Here is a 24499-nt window from a genome sequence, read left to right on the forward strand (position 1 = left end):
TTAACTCGCAGTATCGGTAAGGAAAACAATTTTCAGGTTTGTAATAGACAAAACGACCGCAAATGCGCCTGTGATTGCTACGAAATTTATTTTAGCGGCAAAGAAACTGAAAGAGAACAGTATATTGCAGCGTGGGCAAATTGGATAAATCATCGAATGATTGAAACAAAGTCAATTATCAACAAAGTTAATTTGTTTATTGCTCCCGCGAAATACCTGCGTAACCGTTTTATTACTGACTTTGAAATACCAGAAAACAAAATCATTTATCTTTATCATCAGATTCTCCAGAATACCATCCGAAGTAACTATCATATGCACTTTAAATCCGTAGAAATAAACACGTTTAGATACGCATTTACCCCTGTATTCCTCTCCTTTGACTATACGGGAGTTTGTAATGCGAATATTCTGACAGACTGCCACAGGGAAACTGTCGATACAATAAGTTGTTTCAAGATTCATATTCTTTATTGCCTGGCCTGTACAGAAAAAGAGTTGGCTAAGAAATTCCCCTATATTGTGCAACCTGCGGTTGAAACGGCTTTTACCAAGCATATCAGGCATCAGGCCCGTACTACGGACAAAACTAAGGGATGTCTCGATATTTCCACCGAAACACCGGGCGGCAATCAAAACTACTGTTATAATTTCCGCATCAGTAGTTTTACGCCTTTCCGGCTCTTTGTGATTCATAGACTTAAGTATATCATCAAAAAATACGTATATTGCAACGGTTTTTGTAACCATGGTCAATCCTCTATTTATGTGAGTTAGCAACACTAAATTAAGGTATTGACCTTTTTTATTATAAATATTTATTAATAGCAACTTGAATTATATAGTAAATCATTTAGATTTCATTTGCAGTAATAAAGAAAAATATCAAAGCGAATATAGAACAGCTGACCGATAAACAACAAATGAGCGAGAATTAAGGAAAATGGAAAAGTAATTGAGAATTTTTCAAGAATTTTATGCTGACGTACTAATGGAAACTAAAATTGATGCCGTGAACCGGGTGGAAGAGTTATTCAGATAAGCAGAAAAGAAAGGAATATAAAACAATTCATTTCTCTTTCGTTAGAGCCTTTGAAAATCAGAAAATGATTCAAATTTCCAAGAGAATTTATAAATTTAGTCGTTTCTGCTTGCTAAGCAATTGGATTAGAGATAAAAAGTTAAATATTTACGAAAATTTGAGTATTTTTGCGGGACAAAAAATGCACCTATGTCAGTACAAAGTGAAGCAGTACTTGAAAACAGATTGATTACAAACTCTTAAATCGATGAACTATGAATACGTTCAGATTGATGAAAAGACTAATCTGTATTGCTTTTTTTGAACTGAACAGAAATAGATAGAAAAGTATGAGTTCAAAATTTTTCAATAATAATGTTGGCAATACGCTCTTTGACAAACTCAAAGGCGTTGCTTCTGAAATGGCAAACTTCAATCGTTTTCTTGCGGTAGTAGGCTTTTTCCGTTCTTCCGGATACTTCAAACTTCGCAAAGAACTTGGAGATGTAGAAGAAATCAAAATCTTGGTAGGCATAAATATTGATGACATATTCCGTAAACACAACAAGGCTTTGTTGATGTTGTCGAATGGAGAAAAGGCAAAGGAAATCTATCAAAAAGACTTCAAAGAGGATATTGTCAATGCACGATATGCCCAAGATGTTGAGGAAGGTATTTTACAAATGTGTGATGATCTTGTGTCCGGACGGTTGCAAATGAGAATCCATGATCAAAAGAACCTTCACGCAAAGTTCTATTTGTGTCTCCCGTACCACCATACGGAGAATTCTGATGGATGGGTGATAATGGGTTCATCAAATATTTCCGATTCAGGGTTAGGCATTACACAGTCCCCACGTTATGAATTGAATGTAGCGATGAAGGATTATGACGATGTAAAATATTGCTCCAATGAATTCAATTTACTATGGGAACAATCGATACCATTAACGGCAGATGACATAGAGAGCTATAAGAAAAAAACATACTTGGGTTATCAGCCTACACCTTATGAATTATATATCAAGGTACTTATTGACACATTTGGCGATCAAGTAGAAGATGACTTTACAATTCAGCTACCGGAAGGAGTGAAAGATCTGAAGTATCAGAAAGATGCTGTAATACAGGGCTACCAGATGCTGATGAGGCACAATGGTCTTTTCCTTGCTGACGTGGTAGGTCTTGGCAAAACCATGATTGCCACTATGATAGCAAAACGTTTTATGGAAGTTAATGGTAAAAATACGAATGTACTTGTAGTGTATCCTCCGGCATTGGAAGACAACTGGAAAAACACATTCAAATTGTTTGGCATATCAAAGAAAGCGCAATTTGTGACGAATGGTAGTCTTTCTAAAATATTGGATAGTAAAGCTCAATACAAAGACAAAGAGGAGTTTGACCTTATAATTGTGGACGAAGCACACGGCTTTCGCAGTGACAGTTCCGGAAAGTATGATGAATTACAAAAAATCTGCAAGTCACCCTGTTGCAATGCCGGATTATTGAAAAGTTTACAAAAAAAAGTAATGCTGTTATCGGCAACCCCACTAAACAATCGACCGGATGATTTACAGAACCAACTTCTTCTGTTCCAAAATAGCCAAAGCTGTACTATTGACGGAGTACCTAACTTAAAAGCATTCTTCTCTCCGTTGGTATTGGAATACAAAAAACTGATGAGAGAACGTGATACTCGCGATGTAACAACGGAGGTGGATAAACTCTATGAGACAATAAGAGAAAAAGTTATAGATAAGGTCACTGTTCGCAGAACGAGAAATAACATTATCAATGCTCCCGATTATAGTGCGGATATAAAGTCTCAAGGCATTGTATTTCCTCACATTTTGCCTCCTCATGAACTTGTTTATAAGATGGACGAAGATACAAGTGTTCGTTTTTATGCAACTCTCGCAGCCTTGTCTGACGAAAGCTATGAGCAGCATCTATTTTACGCCCGTTATCGTGCCGTTGAGTTTTTGAGACCGGAATTAAGAAAGAAATATGGCAATGCGGAACATATCGGTCAGACACTGGCGGGTATCTACCGGGTTCACATGGTAAAACGCTTGGAGAGTAGTTTTCATGCGTTCAAGAAGTCACTTCATACATTATTGCGCATTACCAATGATATGCTAAAAATGTTTGATGAAAACAAGGTCATTATAGCACCGGATTTAAAGATCAAAGACTTACAAGCTAAAGATATGGAGTTGGATCAGATTATTGAGCTTGCACTTGAAAAAGGATATTTGGAGAGTGACATATTATATAGGGCAGAAGATTTCAGCCCTGAATTTATTACGATGTTGCAGAATGACAAAGAGGTTTTGGAACGTTTAAACGCTGATTGGAATAAAGAAAATGAAGATCCGAAGTTTGATGAATTCAAGATTCGTTTGGAGACAGAGTTTATGAATGCGGATCTAAATCCGGCAGGCAAGTTGGTTCTTTTTTCCGAAAGTGTTGATACGCTTGAATATCTTAACAAACGATTAACCGGGGAGTTGGGACGTGAAGATGTGCTGATGATTACAGCGGCCAATCGTAACCGAATGGGACAAGCTATTAAGGAAAATTTTGATGCAAATAGTGTGGTGAAGAAAAATACTTATAATATCATAATCACTTCTGATGTATTGGCTGAGGGTGTAAACCTCCACCGTTCCAATGTGATTGTTAATTATGATTCCCCTTGGAATGCAACGCGGCTTATGCAACGAATAGGCCGTGTCAATCGTATTGGTTCTGTCGCAGATAATATATATAACTATATGTTTTATCCATCACAGCAAGGTGATAAGGAAATTCAACTCTACAAAAATGCACTTGTCAAGTTGCAAGGCTTTCATTCTGCCTTTGGCGAGGATGCACAGATTTATTCAAAGGAAGAAATTGTAAAGCAGTTTACTCTCTTTGACAATAATGTAAAAGATAGCGTTGATAAGAAAATAGCCTTGCTGCGTGAGGTACGGGAACTCTATAATTGTGACCGCAAACTGTATCACAAAATAAAAAATCTGCCAATGAAAAGTCGAGTGATGCGTGATACAGGTAAGAACTCCAGAAAGTCTGTTATTTTTGTTTCATCAAGTGTAAAGACAGAATTCTATCTTGCAACTGACAAACAGGTTGAAGCAATAGATTTTTTGGAAGCAGTGAAGTATCTTGAAGCCAAACCGGAAGAACTTCCTGCACCTTTTATGAACGAAGAAAAACATTATAAGCATGTAAACAAGGCTCTCAATATTTATACGACAGAATATGTAGAGGCATCGGACACTGCATCCATCAACCGAACAGACCTTGATAAAATTTCATTGGAAGCCAATAAGTTTTTGCGTACTATAAAACAAATCACTACAGATACCGAATTGACATCACAATGTGATGTGCTTATGGCTTATATCAATGAAGGTGTCTATGCAAAGTTGCCAAGATACTTACGTACATTGTCCCGTGAATATAAAAATGATCGGGAACAGATTAAGCTAAATGAGTATAATATTCAAGTCGCAATCTCAGGACTTATTGATGAATATCAAACCATGAGCAAAGAGCAACGGCATGAAATTGCCGATATTTCAGACCCACAAATCATAATATCAGAATCATTTATATAAAAAGACCATTATGGCATATAGTCAAGAATCACTTCGGCAGTTATTCCAGCAGAAGTTTAACTTGAATAATTGGTATTCGCTATTACGCGATTTTTTTCAAGCTTCAGAATTGAAAGCTAATGCTGAGAAGATTGCTGGTACCAGTATTGGAGGACAAGGATATTACCTTGGAACCATAGATACAACCGATAACTACAGAATCGGATTGTTTTACTATGACATCAAGGATAGCAATGTAGCCAGGAAGAAAGTTAAATTGCGCAATCTGGTAAAAACATTCATCAATCCTACATGGGGAGAGTTTGATGCAGCCCTTGTTGTCTTTGATAATAAGGAGAATTGGCGTTTGTCTTTCATTTGCGATATAAAGGGTGAGAATACCGCCGCCAAACGATACACTTATGTTTTTGGCGATGCAGAAAACTATTATAACACTCCCGTTGGACGTTTTGATGAATTGCAGCACCAAGGTGTTTCATTTGAGAATATCAAAGAAACATTCTCTGTTGAAGCGTTGACAAAGCAGTTCTACAAAGATTTGTTCGAGTGGTATCAATGGGCTGTCAGTGATGAGGCCGGTATCACTTTCCCCAACAATGCAGCCGTAGATGATGATGACCGTGAGAATATTGATGTAAAGATAATCCGAATGATAACCCGGTTAATGTTTGTCTGGTTTATCAAGCAGAAAGGCATTGTTCCCAATTATATCTTCGACATCTCGTATCTTCGTACTATTTTGAAAGATTTTCAGCCATTTGCTGCTGATGATGGAAAATACTATAATGCCATTCTGCAAAATCTGTTCTTTGCGACTCTTAATCGTGCAATAATTGATGAAGATGGTAAGAAACGCGGTTTTGCTCGTATTGCCAGTGGCAAAGATTTGAAAACATTATATCGCTATCAGGAACTTTTTACAATCCCAGAAGAAGAAATTATCAAGATATTTGCCGAAGTGCCTTTCCTGAATGGCGGTCTGTTTGAATGTTTGGATAAAACACGTACACTTGACGGTGTAGAAAAGGCGTATTATTATGATGGATTTAGCCGTAACGATGTAAAGCTTGCCGATGGCAGATATAAAAACCGTGCGTTTGTACCTAACAAATTGTTCTTTATGCCGGAGAAAGGGCTGTTCTCTATATTGGCACGTTATAATTTCACCATAGAAGAAAACACTCCCAATGAACAACAAGTGGCACTTGACCCGGAACTTTTAGGTAAGGTGTTTGAAAACCTGCTTGGTGCCTATAATCCAGAGACAAAGGAAACAGCCCGTAATCAAAGCGGTTCATTCTATACTCCTCGTGAGATAGTTAACTATATGGTGGATGAAAGCCTGCAAGCATATTTGGGGAAGACGCCTGTTGTAATGTCATTATTCAGTGATGACTTTGTGAAAGACCCTGCTTATGAAACGGAATATCAATCTATTGCCGGACGGTTAAAGTCCATTAAAGTTCTTGATCCGGCTTGTGGTTCGGGTGCTTTTCCTATGGGCTTGCTTAACAGGATGGTTGATTTATTGCAAAAGATTCATACAGAAGAAAGTGTTTACGACCTAAGATTGGCTATTATTGAGAATTGCATATATGGTAGTGATATTCAAAGTATTGCTGCGCAGATTACAAAGCTAAGATTCTTTATATCATTGATATGCGATTGCGGGAAGGATACTAATAAGTCAAACTTCGGCATTCCTACATTGCCAAATCTTGAAACCAAATTTGTCGCTGCAAACTCTTTGATCGCAAAGGAAAAACGTGCCGTTATTGGAAATCTGTTTGAAGATATGGAAATAGAACCAACCAAGAAAGAGTTGGCAAAAACTCGCCACGAACACTTCTCGGCAAAATCAGCATCGACCAAACGCCGTTTGCGTGATAAAGACCAGGAATTACGTGAGAAATTGGCAAGATTGCTTTCTGAAAATAGAGACTTTGCCCCTGAAGATGCTAAACAGTTAGCAGATTGGAATCCTTATGACCAAAATTCTGTCAGTCGATTCTTTGACTCTGAATGGATGTTTGACATAAATGATGGCTTTGATATAGTTATAGGTAATCCCCCATACATTCAATTGCAGAATAATGGAGGTGAGCTTGCTGCACTTTATGAAGATTGCGGATATAAGACTTTCGCCCGGACAGGCGATATTTATTGCCTGTTCTACGAACGGGGTTGGCAGTTATTGAAACCTGATGGTCATCTATGTTATATCACGTCTAACAAATGGATGAGGGCAGGGTATGGAGAGAAAACGAGAGAGTTTTTTGCAAATCAAAGCAATCCCCAACTTTTGATTGATTTTGCAGGAGTGAAGATTTTTGAGAGTGCCACAGTAGATACAAATATCCTGCTGTTTTCAAAAGGAGAGAATAAGCATGAAACCATTTGTGCCGTTACCAATAAACAGAATAAGGATAGCGTAAAGAATTTGAGCGTTTTTGTGCAGCAAGCGCAAGTAATTTGTGAGTTTACCAACTCTAATAGTTGGGTTGTACTTTCTTCTATAGAACAGAGTATTAAGCAAAAAATAGAGGCAATAGGAACCCCTCTGAAGGATTGGGATATTCAGATTAATTATGGCATAAAAACTGGACTTAATGAGGCTTTTATTATTCCAACAGAAAAACGAGATGAAATTTTGGCTGCTTGTTTAAGTGAGGAAGAGCGCAAAAAAACGGATGCACTTATACGACCTATTTTGCGTGGACGTGATATAAAAAGATACGGATATGAGTGGGCTGACTTGTGGTTGATTGCAACATTTCCATCGCGAAAGTATGATATAGAAGAATATCCTTCGGTTAAACAATATCTTCTTTCCTTTGGAAAAGAGAGGTTAATACAATCTGGAGGCATTGGGAGTCGTAAAAAGACTAATAACAAGTGGTTTGAAACCCAAGATAGCATTAGTTATTGGGAGGATTTTTTGAAGCCAAAAATCATTTACCCTAATATGACTAAATATATGCCTTTTGTTTTAGATAAAGATGGATATTATACCAATCAAAAATGCTTTATTCTTACAGGAGATGGTCTTGCTTATTTAACCGCATTTTTCAACTCTAACGTGTTTAAAATTTGCTATAGAAACAATTTTCCAGAATTACAAGGAGGAACGCGAGAATTATCAAAAATATTTTTCGAAGATATTAAAATTCCTCATCTGGAATCCATAATTGAAGAAGATTTTGAGATACTTGTAGAAGATATGCAAAATGGAAAAGACTATGCTGATATAAGGTTAGAAAAGGCTTTATTACTCACATTAAATCTACAAGATGAAGAAGATTATATTCTTAATTATAAGATTCAATAAAATTGATTTCTTCTTTATTCAAATCAAATGCTTCATAAATAGTTTTACTAGATACGTTTTTGGGGATTGAGATATTTAATACATAAATAGAAAACATTCTAACAGCAGTTTCCCCAAGCTGGACAGAGAGAGTTCTATAATACCAATTTATTAAATTTGAATTGAGGTATTCTATAAGTATAGGTAAATCATCATTATTTTTTGTCGTAATAAAATAAACAGTATTATTACAGTAAATGTGTTCTGAACAATAACAAAAACTTAATCTTTGAGATATGTCTGGATACAGAATTTTTGGCTTCAAAAAATCCTCCATATAAACGCAGTTACGCAAATTATATGGAGTATCACCTTGATCAGATCTATGTTCAATTCTTCCCCAGAAAGAGTCCAAATGAGCTTTTATTGCAGGGTAATTTTCAATGTCTACTCTTGGGATATTCTTCTCTTTTATTCCATTATGAGTGCTTATAAGCCATCGATCTGCCCACTCATATCCGTATCTTTTTATATCACGTCCACGCAAAATAGGTCGTATAAGTGCATCCGTTTTTTTGCGCTCTTCCTCACTTAAACAAGCAGCCAAAATTTCATCTCGTTTTTCTGTTGGAATAATAAAAGCCTCATTAAGTCCAGTTTTTATGCCATAATTAATCTGAATATCCCAATCCTTCAGAGGGGTTCCTATTGCCTCTATTTTTTGCTTAATACTCTGTTCTATAGAAGAAAGTACAACCCAACTATTAGAGTTGGTAAACTCACAAATTACTTGCGCTTGCTGCACAAAAACGCTCGTTTTATTTCATTCAAAAGCCACATTTTTTAAGAATCGGGCAAGAGTGTTTCTATCGACTTTACAAATTTTGGCTATCTTACGTTGAGATACTCCTGCATCAAGTAGTTCTGTTATTAGTCTTTTTTTGTTTGATAATTTATATTTGTCAGGATTGCTTTTCCTTCCTTTAGGACGTCCTAGTATAATACCTTCCATCTTTTTTCGTGCCAAAGCTTCTTTAGTTCTCTGACTAATCAGATTCCGTTCTATTTCAGCCGAAAGCCCAAAAGCAAAGGCGAGAACTTTGCTTTGAATGTCTTCTCCAAGACGATAATTATCTTTGATAGTCCACATCCGGCATTCTTTTGTCATGCAAATATTTAAGATTTCCATAATCATAAACAGATTACGCCCTAATCTGGATAACTCAGCACAAATAATCAAATCATCTTTCTGTACCTTTTTTAGTAATCTGCCAAGTTCCCGTTTATTGTAAGCTTTTGTCCCACTGATTGTTTCTTCAATCCAGCCATCAATATTAAGCTTTTCTTTATCACAAAAATTACCAATCTCGAACCGCTGATTTTCAACAGTCTGTTTATCACTACTTACTCTAATGTATCCGTATACCATAGTCTTTTTGATAAAACATAATAAAAATAATTGAAATGTACTCTCTATTTCTATTAAATCTGTATGTAAACAAAACAACAGCGGATTTGAGAGAATCAGAATAGGAGATGAAGACTATAGCGTTATCAGAACAAGCATCCATTGACTGCCATATGCAACCATTTTGCATACAATTGAATTACTTTTGTTACAAATAACAACAGCCTGAATGTTATACGCTTCTAAGATATTTGTACTATATTTGCGATACAGTACGATGGTACTGTACATATTGTAAGAAGCGTCACGTTTCATCCTTTGTTTAGGAAATCGCCAATTGACTAATGTAGCAAGGATAAACATAACGTTCCTGTTTGATGATTGTACTTTCTGTGCAACATATCAGGCGTGGGCTGTTGTTTATTTGCTACAAGGTGTTTGGCGATACCTCTAAACAAAATAGATAAGCAGTGCCATGCTTTCTGTGTTTATCGGAGAATGATTAGATAAAAACTCAAACTTATAAACTAAGAAAATGGAAAAGATAAAAAAAGGATTCATTAAAAAGTATTTTACATTATTTATATCGGTTATAGGGCTGTTGATACTGATTTGTTTTGCCCTATTGTTAATTCCAGAGTCTCAAATGCCAACACTGCTACAGAGTAGCGGATTAGTTGCAATTATTAGTGCTTTCCTAGGCGTTATTATGACAGTATCTGTAACTGCTATTCTATTAGAAAAACAAGCCGACATCGAGCAAACAAAAAATAAGAACATGAAAATCTTCGAGAAAAAGCAAGAAGTATATCATGCTTTTCTGGAAAAACTGAAAGAAATTATTCAGGATGATGAAGTAGCAATAGGGACTGTAAAGGGACAGGCTGTTGATGAATTGAAAGATTTAATTTTTCAATTGGGTTTCCTGCAAATGCATCAGAATTCAAAAGATAGCATGAATAATATATTGGAAAAGATAGCGAAGATTATCGAATTGATGAATAAATATAAAAATTCTGAATCCAAAAACGAAGAATTAGAGGGATATTATACGGAGCTCTCAATGGAGTTGTTCGAGGTCGTTGCTATCTTGCGAAAAGACCTTTATGACGAAGATGCAAAAGATATAAAGAACGACAAAATAAACGAAACGAGGAAACTCATAGGCGAGGTTCTAAAAAAAGGATTATGTGATAACACTCCTGATACGGATAGAAACATAATCCTGGCTGACTTTTTACACAAATTTTACAAACAATTTGAAGAGAAAGGATATCCGATAGATTTGAAAGGTGCTACAATCAAGCATTTGGTTGAAATTTTTTATAAAGAAAATCACCGCATTACCTTGTTTCTGGAAATTCCTGAAATAGAGATTGGTTTTGAAATAGAAATTAACAAAGAAGGCTTTTGGTACAGTATACCAAAAGATGAAGATGAAGAGGGTTGTAATCGCATAATAGAGTGTTTGAAAGACACTCCATTTAAGAAGAACAATAAAGATTGGATTGCCAGAAAAGAGTCGAATAGGAAGTTGAATTTTATGGATTGTAATGAAAACCTTAAAATACCAAACAAACGTTCTCAAGTTGTGCGAGAGTTAGTAGAGGAAATATATGAATATATAATCCGAATAAAAAATTGTTAAACTAATATTGCATTATTTCTTTCCTGTGCTCGTATTTGGCACTGGTTTAAATTATCTTTATACACATAATTATAAGATGAAATGTTGAATTTCGCATCCATTGATTTTGAAACGGCAAACTACAATCGCTCAAGCATTTGTAGCTTAGGTATTGTGATTGTAGAATGTGGAAAAATCATAGATAAGATATATCGATTAATACGTCCACGACCTAATTTCTATTGTTCGTGGGCAACAGATATTCATGGACTGTCTTATTATGACACACTAGACGAACCGGAATTTCCAGATGTTTGGGACGGTATTAAGCCCAAACTGAGAGATTTTCCATTGGTTGCTCATAACAGTTCTTTTGATGAGGGTTGCCTGAAAGCTGTTCATGATCTGTATGGGATAGAATACCCGAATTATGAGTTCCACTGTACATATCGAACAGCAAAAAGAAAGCTGCCTAATTTAGGGAATCATCAGTTGCATACGGTAGCAACACATATTGGGTATGATTTGGAGAATCACCATCATGCTTTGGCAGATGCGGAAGCATGTGCAGAGATCGCGTTACAAATTATAGATTATTGATATTAAGCCTTAATTACAATTAGAATTAGATGAACAATAGAGGAGTAAAATTAGAGCCTAAATTGGTAGGAGATATATCCGGAGATTTTTTCATTCCATCTTATCAAAGAGGATATAGATGGGATAAGGAGCAGGTTGAAAAGCTATTGGACGATATCCTTGAAAATGGGAGTAATAATTATTGCTTGCAACCAATCGTAGTAAAAAATAATAACAATGTGTATGAACTAATAGATGGACAGCAAAGGCTTACTACCCTCTTCTTAATTTTAAATTTCATAAAGTATGAAGGGTATAAGCCTAGAATTAATGTGAATTTTTCTTTGGATTATGAAACGCGCCCTGATAGCAAAGGATATCTTGAAAATGTAAATAAAAATTTAGCAGAAAAGAATATTGACTTCTACCATATATATGGAGCATATAAAGCAATAAGAGATTGGTTTATAAAGCAAAAGAATGATTCGGAAGCTGTTGATGATATATACCAGTATCTATGCAAGTTTGTTAAAGTAATATGGTATGAAACAAATGAAAATGACTCGACAGATCTATTTACCCGGTTGAATATAGGAAAAATACCTTTGACAAATGCAGAGCTTGTGAGGGCACTATTCTTGTCACGGGATAACAATTCTGATGTAACAGAAGAAAAACAAATTGAAATTGCAACCAGTTGGGATATTATAGAAAAAGAATTACACAATGAGGAATTCTGGGGATTTTTAACCAATAAAAAAGCGTCGAAATATAATACCCGTATAGAATTGCTGTTTGAAATGATAGCAGATAAGCACGAGCATGAAAAAGAGAAGTATTATACATTCTATTTCTTTAGTAATAAAATTAGTATGGATAAGACTCCTATTTCTGATTTGTGGAAAGAGATACAAAACTATTACCTAAGGTTAAAAGAGTGGTTCGAAAATAGAGATATTTATCACAAAGTAGGCTATTTGGTAGCTACAGGAGTTCACATACAAACATTAATAAAAAAAGCAGAGGGTAATAAGAAAAGTGTATTTTTAGCGAGACTTGACGAAGAAATCAGACAGAGAATATCGATTTCTACTGAAAATCTTTGGGAATTGTCATACGAGAATAACTCCGATAAAGAAAAAATAGAAAATATTCTGTTATTGTTCAATGTTGAAACTCTGCGTTTATTAAAAATTTCGCAAGAAAAATATTCTTTTAATGCACATAAATCGAAACAATGGTCGTTGGAACACATTCATGCGCAAAATTCACAAGGTTTGAATAAGAAAGAAGACCAGCAGAAGTGGTTAAGACTACACCTCGAATCATTGAGAATTATTGCTCAAACTGATACATCTTCAACAGTACGGGATTTAATTGAAAAAATAGAAGCTAAATATGAGAATATAGACAGAATTATTTTTGATGAAATTTTCACCGAGGTAACATCTGTCCTTTCCGAAAAAAATGATAAAAAAGATTATCTTCATTCTCTTTCAAATATGGCATTACTGAGTTTTGAAAACAATGCAGCCCTTAATAATTCGACATTCGATGTGAAAAGAAATAAGATATTGGATATGGATAATGCCGGACAATACATCCCGATTTGCACGAAGCGTGTTTTCCTGAAATACTATACTAAATCGCAAGATTATCAATTGCATTTTTGGGGGGAAACCGACAGAAAAGCATATATGGATGCTATGGCAGGAGAGAAAGGTATTTTGTCTAATTATTTAATGTAAAATTATGAGCGATATATACACTAACCCGATATCATTTAATCAATTATTTACTCAAGAATTTGGTAGTAAGGAAGAACAAAAAGAAAAAATTAATGTCATTGAAATCCCAATCATTCAACGGGATTATGCCCAGGGACGTGAAACTTCGGATGTAAAGAAAATTAGGCGAACTTTTTTAGATGTTTTATTTGACACATTAATTAACAGAAAAAACATCAAGTTAGACTTTGTTTATGGAGATATTACAAATGGGAAAATGACACCTCTTGATGGACAACAGAGGTTGACTACATTATTCTTATTGCATTGGTATATTGCATATCACGAAGACATAGAAGAGATTAACTTCTTATCAAAGTTCACATATCGCACTCGATTTAGTTCGAGAGATTTTTGTAGTGGGCTAGTTTCATTTAAGCCTGACTTCTCACAACAGAAAATCTCAGAAGATATAATTGACCAACCTTGGTTTATGGGAGCTTGGTCAAACGATCCTACCATTGTTTCTATGTTGGTGGTAATAGATGAAATTCATAATCGGTTCAAGAATACATCAAATCTATGGAGTTGTTTGGCTGACGATGCAAATCCAGCCATCAGTTTCTATTTCTTACCAATAAAAGAAATGGGGCTAACTGATAGTCTTTATATAAAAATGAACTCCCGGGGGAAACCTCTAACTCCCTTTGAACATTTTAAAGCGAATTTTGAAAAATTAATAAAAGCGATCTGTGTCGATCTGTATAATGAGTTTATATTCAAAATAGACAACAATTGGACTGATATTCTTTGGAAATATAGAGGTGAGAATAATATCATTGATGATGAGTTCATGAAATATTATCGCTATATAACAGAAATATTGTGTTATCAACATAATTATGAGATTGTGGATGACGATTTTGTTCTTTCTGAAATTGTATATGGGATAAATTGCCCGAAAGCCAAGTACAATCTAAGATTCTTGTTTAATGCTTTAGACTGTTGGGAAAAATATGATATAGATGCTTTTTTCGAAAGTCTTTTCTCTAGTAACCAATATGAAGAAAGGAAGGTCAAATTATACATAAGCAATCGTAATTTATTTTTGCAATGTTGTAACGACTATGGAATAAGGGACGGACATAGAAGGCGCTTTACTTTAAATTTTTCATTATTGCTATATGCTGTTTTGCAATTCCAGATGAATCGGGAATCTATTACACTTGATGAAATATTTGAGCGTTTAAGAATCGTCCGGAATTTAGTTTTTAACTCTTCTGATGAAATTCGTGAAGAAAGGATGAATGCATTACTTCAAGAAACATCTGATATTATAGTGAAAGGCGAGATTTCGTTAGACTCTTTGGGATATAGTCGGAATCAGAAAGAAGAAGAAATCTACAAAATGGAATGGAGGAGAATTAATCCGACATTAGCCGATTGTTCATGCCATTTGGAAGATCATTTTCTTCTGCAAGGTACATTGAGAATTATAGATATCGATGATATAGATAATCTACAAAACAAAGAGGAAGCATTTTTTAAGATGTTCGACCATTCTATTCCCTATATGACTATAAGTAGAGCATTGCTGACTATTGGAGATTATTCCCAATTATTTACGGGTTGGAGGTTTTCTCTAGGAAATACCAATGATTCTACATGGAAAGATTTATTTTCATTCAGTAATCAGCGAAAATATTTTGAGAATACAAAAGATTGCTTAAATAAGCTTCTTATTGATATTGATTCTGAACTTCCTGTTTTAGAGCAATTGGAAAGTATGATAACTGCATATAAAGCAAAAGCTATTTATGATTGGAGATATTATTTTATAGCATATGAGCCAATGAGAGCTGGTGATAGCGGAATGTACTATTGGGAGAATGATAGAGAAAGGCAAAAAAATAATGCGTATGAAGTAATTATGATGAATACTCCGTCTTCTTTGTCTGGAAGACATTGGTATCCGTTTCTATTGGATGTGTATTGGGATGGGACACTACACGAACATTTATTAATTGGAGAATATGGAGATCCATTATATATAAAAGAAACTGGAGAAAAAATATATTGTAAAAATGAAGCATGGGAAATCACAAATGAAGAGGGAGCTATTACCACTATTTCAATACCTCAGGACAATGGGATTGATATTGAAGATAGGCTGATTAAACTCAAAAATTATTTGATTTCATATTTGAAACTATAAACTTTTACTCATATAAAATATTCATTGACTACATCAAAGGGTTTATATTCGGGCAAGCCATAGATAATGCGCCTGGAACAGCTTCCGAATTAATGCTCAAGATAGAGAGCAATTTACTTTGGTTAAAATATGGAAAAATGATATATTATGATTGTAGAGAAACGGTGAGGACGTATGTTTGATTAAGAAAAAGCAAAATTAAAAATCAAAAAATATGACAGAAAATAGTTTTAAAGAGATAATGGCATTATTAAAGTCATTTACAGAAGTTTATAAAAAAGAAGAAGAAAAATTACCTTATCACATTAATTTGATAGATGATCTACGTGCCGATGAGAATGCGCATAGCCGAATTTTAGGAAAATTGCTGCAACAGAAAACTTCCGATAATAAATTTGAGATTCTGGAAAGTTTTTTGAGTTTTATAAAGGGAAAATATACAGACAAAGATTTAAAAAAAATAGAAATAAAAAAACCGCGAATTACACAGGAAAAATGTCGAATTGACTTGTGGGTGCAAGATAAAGATTATGCAGTAATTTTTGAAAATAAAGTAAATTATGCACCAGACCAACATAATAGAAACAAAGGACAATTAGAACACTATATTGATGTTACAAAAGAAAAATACAATATAGAAAATATATTTGTTATATATCTTCATAATGAAAAAGAGCCAGACGAACAATCTTGGGGCGAATATAGAGAGAATTTTAAAAACAGATATTTGAGAATGTCATTCAGCGATGATATCCTTTGTTGGCTTAAAAAAGATGTATTACCCCAATATATAAATACAAAAGATAAATTTCTTTCTTCCGCATTGGAACAGTATATTGACCATTTGGAAGGAAAATATAATTTACGAGAAATTGATAAAAATAAAAATATGGTATTACAAGAATTAATAAAAGAAGAGATAAGACTAAATGGTCTTACTTCACAAGAAAGCATTGAAAAGCTCAATGAAAAGAAAGAAGAGTTAAGTAAAATAATAAATCAAATCGATTTATTAACTAGCTCTTTAAACTTAGAATTGGCGGAGAAATATATTTCAGAACGAAGGAGTATTATAACCTATCCAGAAAATTTTATCGATCCTCAACGAGAGAAAAAGAAGAATGACGAAAATAATATATTAACTATTGTAGAAAAAGACAAAGGCTTTGCAACAGTATTATATTATGACCAATCTGAAAGCTGTTATTTTTATGGAATTAATACGTGGGACACTGACAATAATATAAAATATAAAGGAGTAGAATTCTTAGTTCAAGAGATAAATAAAGAACTAAACTTGAAAGGATGGGGAGATAAAGAATGGTATATTAAGTGTCGTATTGAAAAAGATGAAGACGCTTATTCTAAATTCGAACAGTTATTAGAAAAAGTCATAGAAACTGTCGGTAAAAAATAATACTGAATGCGCCTTCTCCACCTTTCCGACACCCATAACCTGCACAAGCAATTGACAGACTTGCCTGCTGCCGATATCATCATCCATTCCGGGGATCTATCAATGGCCGGAACAGAGAACGAAGTTATCGATTTTATAGAATGGTTCGGAGCATTGGATTACCAGTACAAAATTTTCATTGCTGGCAATCACGATTTTTGCCTCGACGGAAAAGCACCGGCGAGAATACAGAAATTTTTACCCGAAAACTGCTTTTATCTTTATGCTTCGGGCATTGAGATTGAAGGCTTGTGGTTTTGGGGCATCCCTTATTTTATATCTTACGAATTGCGCATGGAAAAATACCTGCATGATTTGGAATCAATTCCGTGTAATACAGATGTTTTGATTTCACATCGCCCACCGCTTGGTATTTTGGATAACGCCAATAATACCTTTTTTGGTTGCCCAGATTTGCTCCAGAAGGTATTAAACATTCGCCCGCATTACCATCTTTTCGGGCATATCCACGACGCCTATGGTATTGAAAAATCAGTATATACAACTTTTTCCAATGCGGCATTGGTAGATGAAAAGTACCGGTTATTAAACAAACCATCTGTATTTGACATTTGATTTAAGCTAATGCCCTCATTTGGCACAGGCCGGATGTATCTTTGTACAAGATATATAAACCATTAAAACCGAAACATTTATGGCAAATTTTTATTGCGAGTACTGCGGAGCAAAGTCTTCAAATGTTGCATCACTAACAAACAACTCTTGTATGCGACACCCAAATGGTTCCAATAAGGGGAAACATAAATTGTATGAAGGGAGTGAGAAAAACAGATACACCTGCAAATATTGCGGAACATCAAGCTCTTCAATAAGTTCATTGACAAATAATTCCTGCATGCGCCATCCTAATGGGTCGAATAAAGGGAAACATGCACCGGCTCTTTAGTATTTTCTATCGCATCATTAAAACTGCTCATACCGGGCAGTTTTTTTTGAAATCTTTTAAATGTATGCCGCTATTTGGCATATCATACACTTATCTTTACAGAAAATAATAGATATGAGACAGTTAAATATTACACAAAAGGGTGAAAGTATTAACAAGAAGGTTGATAAAAAGACTCCTAAAACTATATTGGATCATATAGAGTGTATAGTCGAATTAGTTGAAAATTCCGGTTTGAGTAAAGAGTTTTACCGGAAAGCAAAGAAAAGCATTGATTTTGTAGCCGGGAAAATGGGACTGACAATGAATCAGGCTGTCCTCTTTGCTATTTTCATAGAGAAATGTGATGATAGCAGGATTTATGTCAGCGATTTTTCCAAACTTATTGGCTGCCGGCTGGTTAGGATTATAGGTTTAATGAGTGATATCGATGAATTAGAAAAGCGGTACCTCGTTCGCTGTAAAAGAAGTGACAGCCAAAAAAGCTACCGGGTGCCTGTGGATGTTGTTAATACCCTGAAACAAGACATCGCATATACACCCGAAAGCACCCGGGGCCTTACTACAAAAGAACTATTCAAGCATATCAATCGCCTGTTCAATGAAAGGGAGGACTATGAAATTTCCTGTGCTGCATTATTGGAAGAACTACAATCTCTTTTAGAAGATAACCGGTCCTTACTTTTTTGCCGGCAGGTAAAAGAATACGAAAAGATATGCGAGGATAAAAATGACTTCTTATTACTATTACTCTTCTGTCACCGTTTTGCCAACCTGGATGATGATTGTGTCGGTTTCCATGATTTTGAGGATTTGTATGACGAGAAATGGATATTTAGAGGAATGAAGTCGAACCTGCAAAAAGGACACAGTGAACTGGTCAGAAACAATATTTTAGAATATTTTAATGATAATGGTTTTGGAGACAGGGAATACTTTAGCATATCGACAGTAGCCAAAGAAAAACTTTTTGCAGAATTAGACATAAAAGTCCAGCAAGCGGAAGGTAAGAAAAACCTCATTTTGCACGACAGTATTACGGCGAAACAATTATTTTACAATAAACGGGAACAATCGCAGATAGAACAACTTGCGGCGCTTCTTCACAAAGACCATTTTCAGTCTGTTCAGGAAAAACTGGAAAAAGGAGGGATGAGGAAAGGCTTTGCCTGTTTGTTCCACGGAGCGCCCGGCACAGGAAAAACAGAGACAGTATATCAAATTGCATATTCTACCGGACGGGATATTATGATGGTGGACATATCCGAAACAAAAAGTATGTGGTACGGGGAAAGCGAAAAGAGGATTAAAAAGATATTCGACTCTTACCGTGGTTATTTGAAAACGTGTGAAATAGCGCCTATCTTGCTTTTCAATGAAGCTGACGCTGTTATTGGAAAACGGAAAGACACAGGAAGGGGCTCCATTGACCAGACAGAAAATGCAATGCAGAATATCTTATTGCAGGAAATGGAGAATCTGGAGGGTATAATGATTGCAACAACAAACCTCACACAAAACCTGGATAAGGCTTTCGAAAGGAGATTTTTATATAAAATCGAGTTTGACAAGCCTTGTGTTGAAGCTAAAGAAAAAATCTGGCATACAATGTTACCTGTATTATCAGGGCAGGAAAGACTGGAGTTGGCCAATGATTATAATTTCAGCGGAGGCCAAATAGAGAATATTGTCCGGAAATATACTGTGGATTCCATCCTGAACGGAATAACGCCGACAATAGAGGCAGTGCATAGCTATTGCCGGAATGAGTTTTTATGTAAAGACGAAGAACGAAAAAGAGTAGGATTTACGAAATAATTGTATCATTAAATTGAATTATAAATTATACGAAATATGGGGAATAAAAAAAACGCCAAAGACTCCACCTCCAACCTTTTCAACCGTTATGTCTGGTTGGTTGACATTATTTATCGAAGGGGAAAAATAACATTCGAAGAGATCAATGAACTCTGGCAAAAGTCATCGTTGAACCTTGATAGCGAAGACTTTCCTTTGCGTACTTTCCATAACCACCGTGGTGCTATTGAACAGATGTTTGACATTATTATCGAATGTGATAAGCGGGATGGCTATAAGTATTATATCGAAAATACTGGGGATATGGAACGGGGAGGTGTCCGGAGCTGGCTATTGAATACATTTGCGGTTAATAACCTGATAAACGAAAGCCATAAGCTAAAACAGCGGATTTTATTTGAAAAAATACCATCCGGGCAGAAGTACCTCACACCAATAATTGAAGCCATGAGGGATAGTCTTTCATTGGAAGTAACGTATCAGAATTTTTGGAGTGATTCGTCCTATACATTCGAGATAGAGCCTTATTGTATCAAGGTGTTCAAACAGCGGTGGTATGTGATGGCATATAGCTCGTATAAGGAACAAATACTTATCTATGCATTGGACCGTATAAAAAATATAAGCATCACAAACAACCCTTTCCGGTTACCGGAAGATTTTGACGGTGAACTATTTTTTGCCGACTCCTTTGGGATTATTGCGGATGATGAAATCCCGGCTGAGACAGTAAAGATTAAGGTCTATAAAAAACAGGACTGCTATATCAGGACACTTCCGCTGCATCATTCCCAAAAAGAAGAAGAAAATACGCCTGAATACACTATTTTCAGTTATTATATTAAACCGACATATGATTTCCGGCAGGAATTATTATCCCATGGGGCAGACATTGAAGTATTAGCACCGGAATGGTTCAGGGAAGAGATAAGCGGTATCATCTACGACCAATATAAAAAACATAAAACATTATGAAAAATTTATTTAAACTTTTAGCATTAGTAGCATTATTTATATTTTGTAATTGTTCTGGAAACGACCCTTGGGTTGAACCAGAAGTAGGAACTCCGGAAGTTCCAATAAAACCTACGGAACCGAAGATTGATACAATTATCACTTCAAGAGGTACTTTTGTTAAAGTAAATTCTGGAACTTCTAATTCAAACAAGAGTGGTTACCAATTATCTTTGTACAAGAAAGTAATTGTTTATGATACTACTTATGTAACGAAGACTAAATCTCTTAAAGCAGGAGAATTAATCACTAAATTAGATCTTAAGAAAATAGTTCTTGCTGTTGAGGTTAACGGTAAAATGTATGAATTCGAAGCTCAGTTAACAATTGAAACTCAAAATAAATACGGAGAAGGACCTTTCGCTGCTGACCAATACTTTCATACTAAAACTGTCGATGAATGGATGAATGAGTTACTGCAACAGCCCTTTTCATCCAGTTTCCAGACTACATCAGAAAATTTAGTGAACTTCTCTTACTATCAAGACATGTTTGTGGAAGCTGCTCCAAAATATGTAGAGATTCATTTAAGAGGTTCAAAACAATTTACTCCATCTGAAATATTTTCTTACAATTTTCCGTCTAATTACGATACTAAGTATTATTCAGATTATCATGTAGGAAATCTAATGTTTCATAATACTATCTGGACTTCTAATTCTGAGATTCCAGCTTATGGAACAAGTACAAAAGTTGAAGACAATTCCGAATATAAAGTTAATATTTCAATTAAGACTATAACTGATATAGTCGGATTTGATTATAGTTCTTATCAATATTGTAAAACTAATAACCTAATAGGTGGAACTGGATATGATCATATGATTACCAATTATAAATTAACTCTGGATCAGTCAAAAGCTTATCCAGTTGTAACTGTTACCAAAAATGGCGCAGTTTGGTTTGAAGGGATTGTTCATGGAGTCCTAGAAAATAATCTAAACTCTATTTATGGTGGTGGTCCAGCTAATCATTTAGCAGCTATTAATTTCAAGACTGGTAATGAAATCGAATACTTAAATATATTTGATACAGTCGGTGATGTTGGAGAAAGTGGTAGAGTTGCTACTCCCATGAATTTCCAGAGATTCAATGAAATTGCAGGACAAGTTAATGTGGATGGAATGTCAGTGATCAATTATAAATACGTTTACTGTAATGAAAGCGAAACAAATCAAATTGGTAATAATTAATAGATATGAAATCTAAAATATGGGCTATAATATCTTATTAAATGAGTAACTCTGCAAGAATACCTTCTAGGTATTAGAGGAAAACCTTTCTTCTGTATAAAGAATTATAATGGAAGAATGTAAAAGGATCAGCCCAATCATAAAATTGGTAGGTGCAGGAGGTGGCGGTGGCAACATTGTAAACCAGATGTATAATAGCGGAATATGTGACATACCTGTTGTTTTATGTGATACAGACAGGCAGGCTTTATGTAAACCCGGTAGAAGTATGTGTATTCCTTGAACAAAAAACATGAGGCAAACCGAATGACGGGAATATCCCGGAGATTACCGAAGCCATAACTGAAAAAGACAGGGAAAATATAGAGCGGTTATTTAATGACGGAACCAGGATGGCATTCATTATTGCAGGAATGGGTGGAGCTACGGGAACAAGGACTGTTCCCATTATAACGCGTATGTGCAGGGATATGGGAATACTTACGGTAGGAATCCTTACAACGCCGCTTTTATGCGAAGGACGCGAACGGATTATATCAGCTTTGGATGGGATTGGGAGAACAGCAGAAAATGTGGATGCCTTATTGGTTGTAAACAGTGAACTCTTTATGGATAGCAATATTACCGCTATCAGCTCCAATACTTTCACCCCAATTAACGATATGATTATGACCTTGATCAAGGATATTACAGATATTATAACCATACCTGGCCATATCAATTTAGACTTTACTGATGTAAAGACTATCCTGAAAGACGGGGGAATAACCATTATAAGTAGGGTCTGCTGATAAACTGATAATTCGTTAAGGATGAGTGAAAATACTTATATTTGTTTTTTCCAAATGCAAGGATATATGAAGAAACAGCGCAAAAGTCGTGCACTTAGTCCCAATTATGCGAGTCCGAATCAGTTGGTTTTATCGGGATTTGAAAATCCATTCGATCAGCAACTCGATCCGGGAAACCGTTGGGTTGTATTGTCCCATTTGATTCCCTGGGATGAGATTTGCAATCTTTACCTCAAACATGTAGGGGTTAGTTCAACGGGTCGACCGGGATTGAGTCCTCGTGTGGTTTTGGGTTCTCTAATGATCAAGCATCTTTGCAATTTGGATGATCGGGAGACAGTGAGTCAGATTTCGGAAAACATCTATATGCAATACTTTCTGGGGTACTGTAGCTTCACCCATGAAGCCCCATTTGATGCTTCACTGTTTGTGGATTTACGAAAACGCTTGGGTCTAGATACGATCAATGCGATCAACGAGCGGATTGTTCAGTTGAAGACAGGGATGGAGTTTGTGAAAAAAGAATCGGATAAAGACGATTCCGGCATTGATCCTGATGAGGATTCCTTATCCGGTGGCTCAGCGAACAAAGGCCGGATCATTTTTGATGCTACTGCTTGTCCACAGGATATTGCTTATCCAACGGATTTGAATCTGCTCAACGAAGCTCGTGAAATATCGGAAAACCTGATTGATCAGCTCTATACCCATCTGTTACATGATAAAAAGCCGCGTAGCTACCGCAAGGTTGCTCGCAAACGCTATCTGAAGACAGCCCAGAAGAAGAAAAAGAGCAAGAAAGAGATCAGAAACTCCGTTCGCATTCAATTGGGGTATCTCAAGCGGAATATAAATTCTATCCATCGGTTGCTGGATGCTTATCCTAACCTTCCCTTAAAGAAGAAGGATCGGAAATATTTGTATGTTATCCAGACCTTGTTTGATCAACAGTTGTACATGTATAAGTCCAGGACGCATACAGTGGAAGACCGGATAGTAAGCATCCATCAACCTCATGTATGCCCCATAGTCAGAGGAAAGAGTCAAGCCAAGGTAGAGTTTGGTTCCAAGATACATGTTTCCATTATTGATGGCATCTCGTTTCTGGATGAACTTTCCTGGGATGCTTTTAACGAGGGAAGTCACATGGAGCACTATGTTGAAAAGTATCGTGAACGGTTCGGATGCTACCCCCGCGAAGTACTCGCTGATCAGATTTACTGTAGTCGTCCCAATCGGGTTATGCTCAAGGAAAAAGGCATCAAACTTTTAGCAAAGCCACTGGGCAGGCCTTCGCCCATGTCAATTCATGTAAGTCCGGGAGAGCGTAATCCAATAGAAGGAAAGTTTGGACAAGCCAAAACAGGTTATGGCTTAAACCGTATCAAAGCCAGACTCCGACAAACAAGCGAATCATGGATTGCCTGCATCTTCCTTGTGCTAAACCTGGTCAAATTGGCGGGGATGGCACTCCCGTGTCTTATTCAGAACTTATGGTTTAGTTTTTCAGCATTGCTGTTGGAGATAATCGCTAATAAATCGGATGGACGCAATAATAGTTATCGGAACCGGGAAATAGCGGACGCAAACCGAATTAAATATGAATTGGTCTGCTGAGTTTTTCAGCAGACCCTAGTATAGAACGTTAACCGCAGACAGAAAGAATCCAAAGCAAAAACCCTATATAAAATCCGAAGATGAATATCATTACTCTCCATGAACACCTCACCAAGCGTGCAGAAGCTCAAAACCAGCAACTCCGGATATTGAAGAGTGGGAACGAACATCTGAATAACGAAGAGAAAGC

The 24499-nt window shown here is 35.8% G+C and carries 17 protein-coding genes; 14 read left to right on the plus strand and 3 right to left on the minus strand.

Annotated elements, in window-relative coordinates; genetic code table 11:
• Positions 1 to 171 precede the first annotated feature (171 nt).
• Complete coding sequence (locus ACYQ3L_RS08845; protein ID WP_459952395.1) at positions 172 to 750, minus strand: transposase; 579 nt, start codon at positions 748 to 750, stop codon at positions 172 to 174.
• Positions 751 to 1371: 621 nt separating this feature from the next.
• On the opposite strand from ACYQ3L_RS08845, the gene ACYQ3L_RS08850 reads away from it, so the two are divergent.
• Positions 1372 to 4650 carry a helicase-related protein gene (locus ACYQ3L_RS08850; RefSeq protein ID WP_379994131.1) on the plus strand — a complete coding sequence of 1093 codons (3279 nt, stop codon included), beginning with the start codon at positions 1372 to 1374 and terminating at the stop codon, positions 4648 to 4650.
• 10 nt (positions 4651 to 4660) lie between these two features.
• A complete protein-coding gene (locus ACYQ3L_RS08855) occupies positions 4661 to 7978 on the plus strand; it encodes an Eco57I restriction-modification methylase domain-containing protein (RefSeq protein WP_379994132.1) in 3318 nt (1105 codons plus the stop codon).
• Here ACYQ3L_RS08855 and ACYQ3L_RS08860 read toward each other — a convergent pair.
• Both ACYQ3L_RS08860 and ACYQ3L_RS08865 read right to left on the minus strand, forming a co-directional pair.
• On the minus strand, positions 7959 to 8762 hold the full coding sequence (locus ACYQ3L_RS08860) for a TaqI-like C-terminal specificity domain-containing protein (protein WP_379994133.1): 804 nt from the start codon (positions 8760 to 8762) through the stop codon (positions 7959 to 7961). The two genes, ACYQ3L_RS08855 and ACYQ3L_RS08860, sit on opposite strands and share 20 nt — an antisense overlap.
• 18 nt (positions 8763 to 8780) lie before the next feature.
• On the minus strand, positions 8781 to 9386 hold the full coding sequence (locus ACYQ3L_RS08865) for a master DNA invertase Mpi family serine-type recombinase (RefSeq protein WP_379994134.1): 606 nt from the start codon (positions 9384 to 9386) through the stop codon (positions 8781 to 8783).
• Positions 9387 to 9900: 514 nt separating this feature from the next.
• Between ACYQ3L_RS08865 and ACYQ3L_RS08870 the strand changes: the two genes are divergently transcribed.
• The 12 genes from ACYQ3L_RS08870 (at position 9901) to ACYQ3L_RS08925 (ending at position 24309) form a co-directional block, all read left to right on the plus strand.
• Complete coding sequence (locus ACYQ3L_RS08870; RefSeq protein WP_379994136.1) at positions 9901 to 11013, plus strand: hypothetical protein; 1113 nt, start codon at positions 9901 to 9903, stop codon at positions 11011 to 11013.
• An 81-nt stretch (positions 11014 to 11094) separates the two neighbouring features.
• Positions 11095 to 11592, plus strand: coding sequence for a 3'-5' exonuclease (locus ACYQ3L_RS08875; RefSeq protein ID WP_379994138.1), 498 nt, complete (start codon positions 11095 to 11097; stop codon positions 11590 to 11592).
• Positions 11593 to 11621: 29 nt separating this feature from the next.
• The gene (locus tag ACYQ3L_RS08880) at positions 11622 to 13319 is read left to right on the plus strand and encodes a DUF262 domain-containing protein (RefSeq protein ID WP_379994139.1); all 1698 of its coding nucleotides are present in this window, start codon (positions 11622 to 11624) and stop codon (positions 13317 to 13319) included.
• 4 nt (positions 13320 to 13323) lie between these two features.
• Positions 13324 to 15513, plus strand: coding sequence for a GmrSD restriction endonuclease domain-containing protein (locus tag ACYQ3L_RS08885; protein ID WP_379994140.1), 2190 nt, complete (start codon positions 13324 to 13326; stop codon positions 15511 to 15513).
• 214 nt (positions 15514 to 15727) lie between these two features.
• Positions 15728 to 16930 (plus strand): PDDEXK-like family protein, encoded by a 1203-nt coding sequence (locus ACYQ3L_RS08890; RefSeq protein ID WP_379994141.1) that lies wholly within the window; start codon positions 15728 to 15730, stop codon positions 16928 to 16930.
• Positions 16931 to 16936: 6 nt separating this feature from the next.
• Positions 16937 to 17545, plus strand: a complete 609-nt coding sequence (locus tag ACYQ3L_RS08895; protein ID WP_379994142.1) for a metallophosphatase domain-containing protein — start codon at positions 16937 to 16939, stop codon at positions 17543 to 17545.
• 445 nt (positions 17546 to 17990) lie between these two features.
• Entirely contained in the window at positions 17991 to 19694 is a 1704-nt protein-coding gene (locus tag ACYQ3L_RS08900) for an ATP-binding protein (protein WP_379994143.1), read from the plus strand.
• Between the two features lie 36 nt (positions 19695 to 19730).
• Positions 19731 to 20669: a helix-turn-helix transcriptional regulator gene (locus ACYQ3L_RS08905; protein WP_379994145.1), complete on the plus strand. Its 939-nt coding sequence runs from the start codon at positions 19731 to 19733 to the stop codon at positions 20667 to 20669.
• A complete protein-coding gene (locus ACYQ3L_RS08910) occupies positions 20666 to 21901 on the plus strand; it encodes a hypothetical protein (protein ID WP_379994146.1) in 1236 nt (411 codons plus the stop codon). Before ACYQ3L_RS08905 ends, ACYQ3L_RS08910 begins: the two co-directional genes overlap by 4 nt.
• Before the next feature lie 109 nt (positions 21902 to 22010).
• Positions 22011 to 22184 carry a hypothetical protein gene (locus ACYQ3L_RS08915; RefSeq protein WP_379994147.1) on the plus strand — a complete coding sequence of 58 codons (174 nt, stop codon included), beginning with the start codon at positions 22011 to 22013 and terminating at the stop codon, positions 22182 to 22184.
• Between the two features lie 43 nt (positions 22185 to 22227).
• Positions 22228 to 22692, plus strand: coding sequence for an FtsZ/tubulin family protein (locus tag ACYQ3L_RS08920; RefSeq protein WP_379994148.1), 465 nt, complete (start codon positions 22228 to 22230; stop codon positions 22690 to 22692).
• A gap of 66 nt (positions 22693 to 22758) precedes the next feature.
• Entirely contained in the window at positions 22759 to 24309 is a 1551-nt protein-coding gene (locus tag ACYQ3L_RS08925) for an IS5 family transposase (protein ID WP_459952396.1), read from the plus strand.
• Positions 24310 to 24499: the final 190 nt, after the last annotated feature.

Source organism: Dysgonomonas termitidis, from assembly GCF_054657735.1.

What these genes read in the sequence shown, in the direction of transcription:
- ACYQ3L_RS08915 (WP_379994147.1), top strand. Translation starts at nt 22,011, where the DNA reads ATGGAAGAATGTAAAAGGATCAGCCCAATCATAAAATTGGTAGGTGCA.
- ACYQ3L_RS08895 (WP_379994142.1), top strand. Translation starts at nt 16,937, where the DNA reads ATGCGCCTTCTCCACCTTTCCGACACCCATAACCTGCACAAGCAATTG.
- ACYQ3L_RS08880 (WP_379994139.1), top strand. Translation starts at nt 11,622, where the DNA reads ATGAACAATAGAGGAGTAAAATTAGAGCCTAAATTGGTAGGAGATATA.
- ACYQ3L_RS08845 (WP_459952395.1), bottom strand. Translation starts at nt 750, where the DNA reads ATGGTTACAAAAACCGTTGCAATATACGTATTTTTTGATGATATACTT.
- ACYQ3L_RS08925 (WP_459952396.1), top strand. Translation starts at nt 22,759, where the DNA reads ATGAAGAAACAGCGCAAAAGTCGTGCACTTAGTCCCAATTATGCGAGT.
- ACYQ3L_RS08875 (WP_379994138.1), top strand. Translation starts at nt 11,095, where the DNA reads ATGTTGAATTTCGCATCCATTGATTTTGAAACGGCAAACTACAATCGC.
- ACYQ3L_RS08870 (WP_379994136.1), top strand. Translation starts at nt 9,901, where the DNA reads ATGGAAAAGATAAAAAAAGGATTCATTAAAAAGTATTTTACATTATTT.
- ACYQ3L_RS08890 (WP_379994141.1), top strand. Translation starts at nt 15,728, where the DNA reads ATGACAGAAAATAGTTTTAAAGAGATAATGGCATTATTAAAGTCATTT.
- ACYQ3L_RS08905 (WP_379994145.1), top strand. Translation starts at nt 19,731, where the DNA reads ATGGGGAATAAAAAAAACGCCAAAGACTCCACCTCCAACCTTTTCAAC.
- ACYQ3L_RS08855 (WP_379994132.1), top strand. Translation starts at nt 4,661, where the DNA reads ATGGCATATAGTCAAGAATCACTTCGGCAGTTATTCCAGCAGAAGTTT.
- ACYQ3L_RS08865 (WP_379994134.1), bottom strand. Translation starts at nt 9,386, where the DNA reads ATGGTATACGGATACATTAGAGTAAGTAGTGATAAACAGACTGTTGAA.
- ACYQ3L_RS08885 (WP_379994140.1), top strand. Translation starts at nt 13,324, where the DNA reads ATGAGCGATATATACACTAACCCGATATCATTTAATCAATTATTTACT.
- ACYQ3L_RS08900 (WP_379994143.1), top strand. Translation starts at nt 17,991, where the DNA reads ATGAGACAGTTAAATATTACACAAAAGGGTGAAAGTATTAACAAGAAG.
- ACYQ3L_RS08910 (WP_379994146.1), top strand. Translation starts at nt 20,666, where the DNA reads ATGAAAAATTTATTTAAACTTTTAGCATTAGTAGCATTATTTATATTT.
- ACYQ3L_RS08850 (WP_379994131.1), top strand. Translation starts at nt 1,372, where the DNA reads ATGAGTTCAAAATTTTTCAATAATAATGTTGGCAATACGCTCTTTGAC.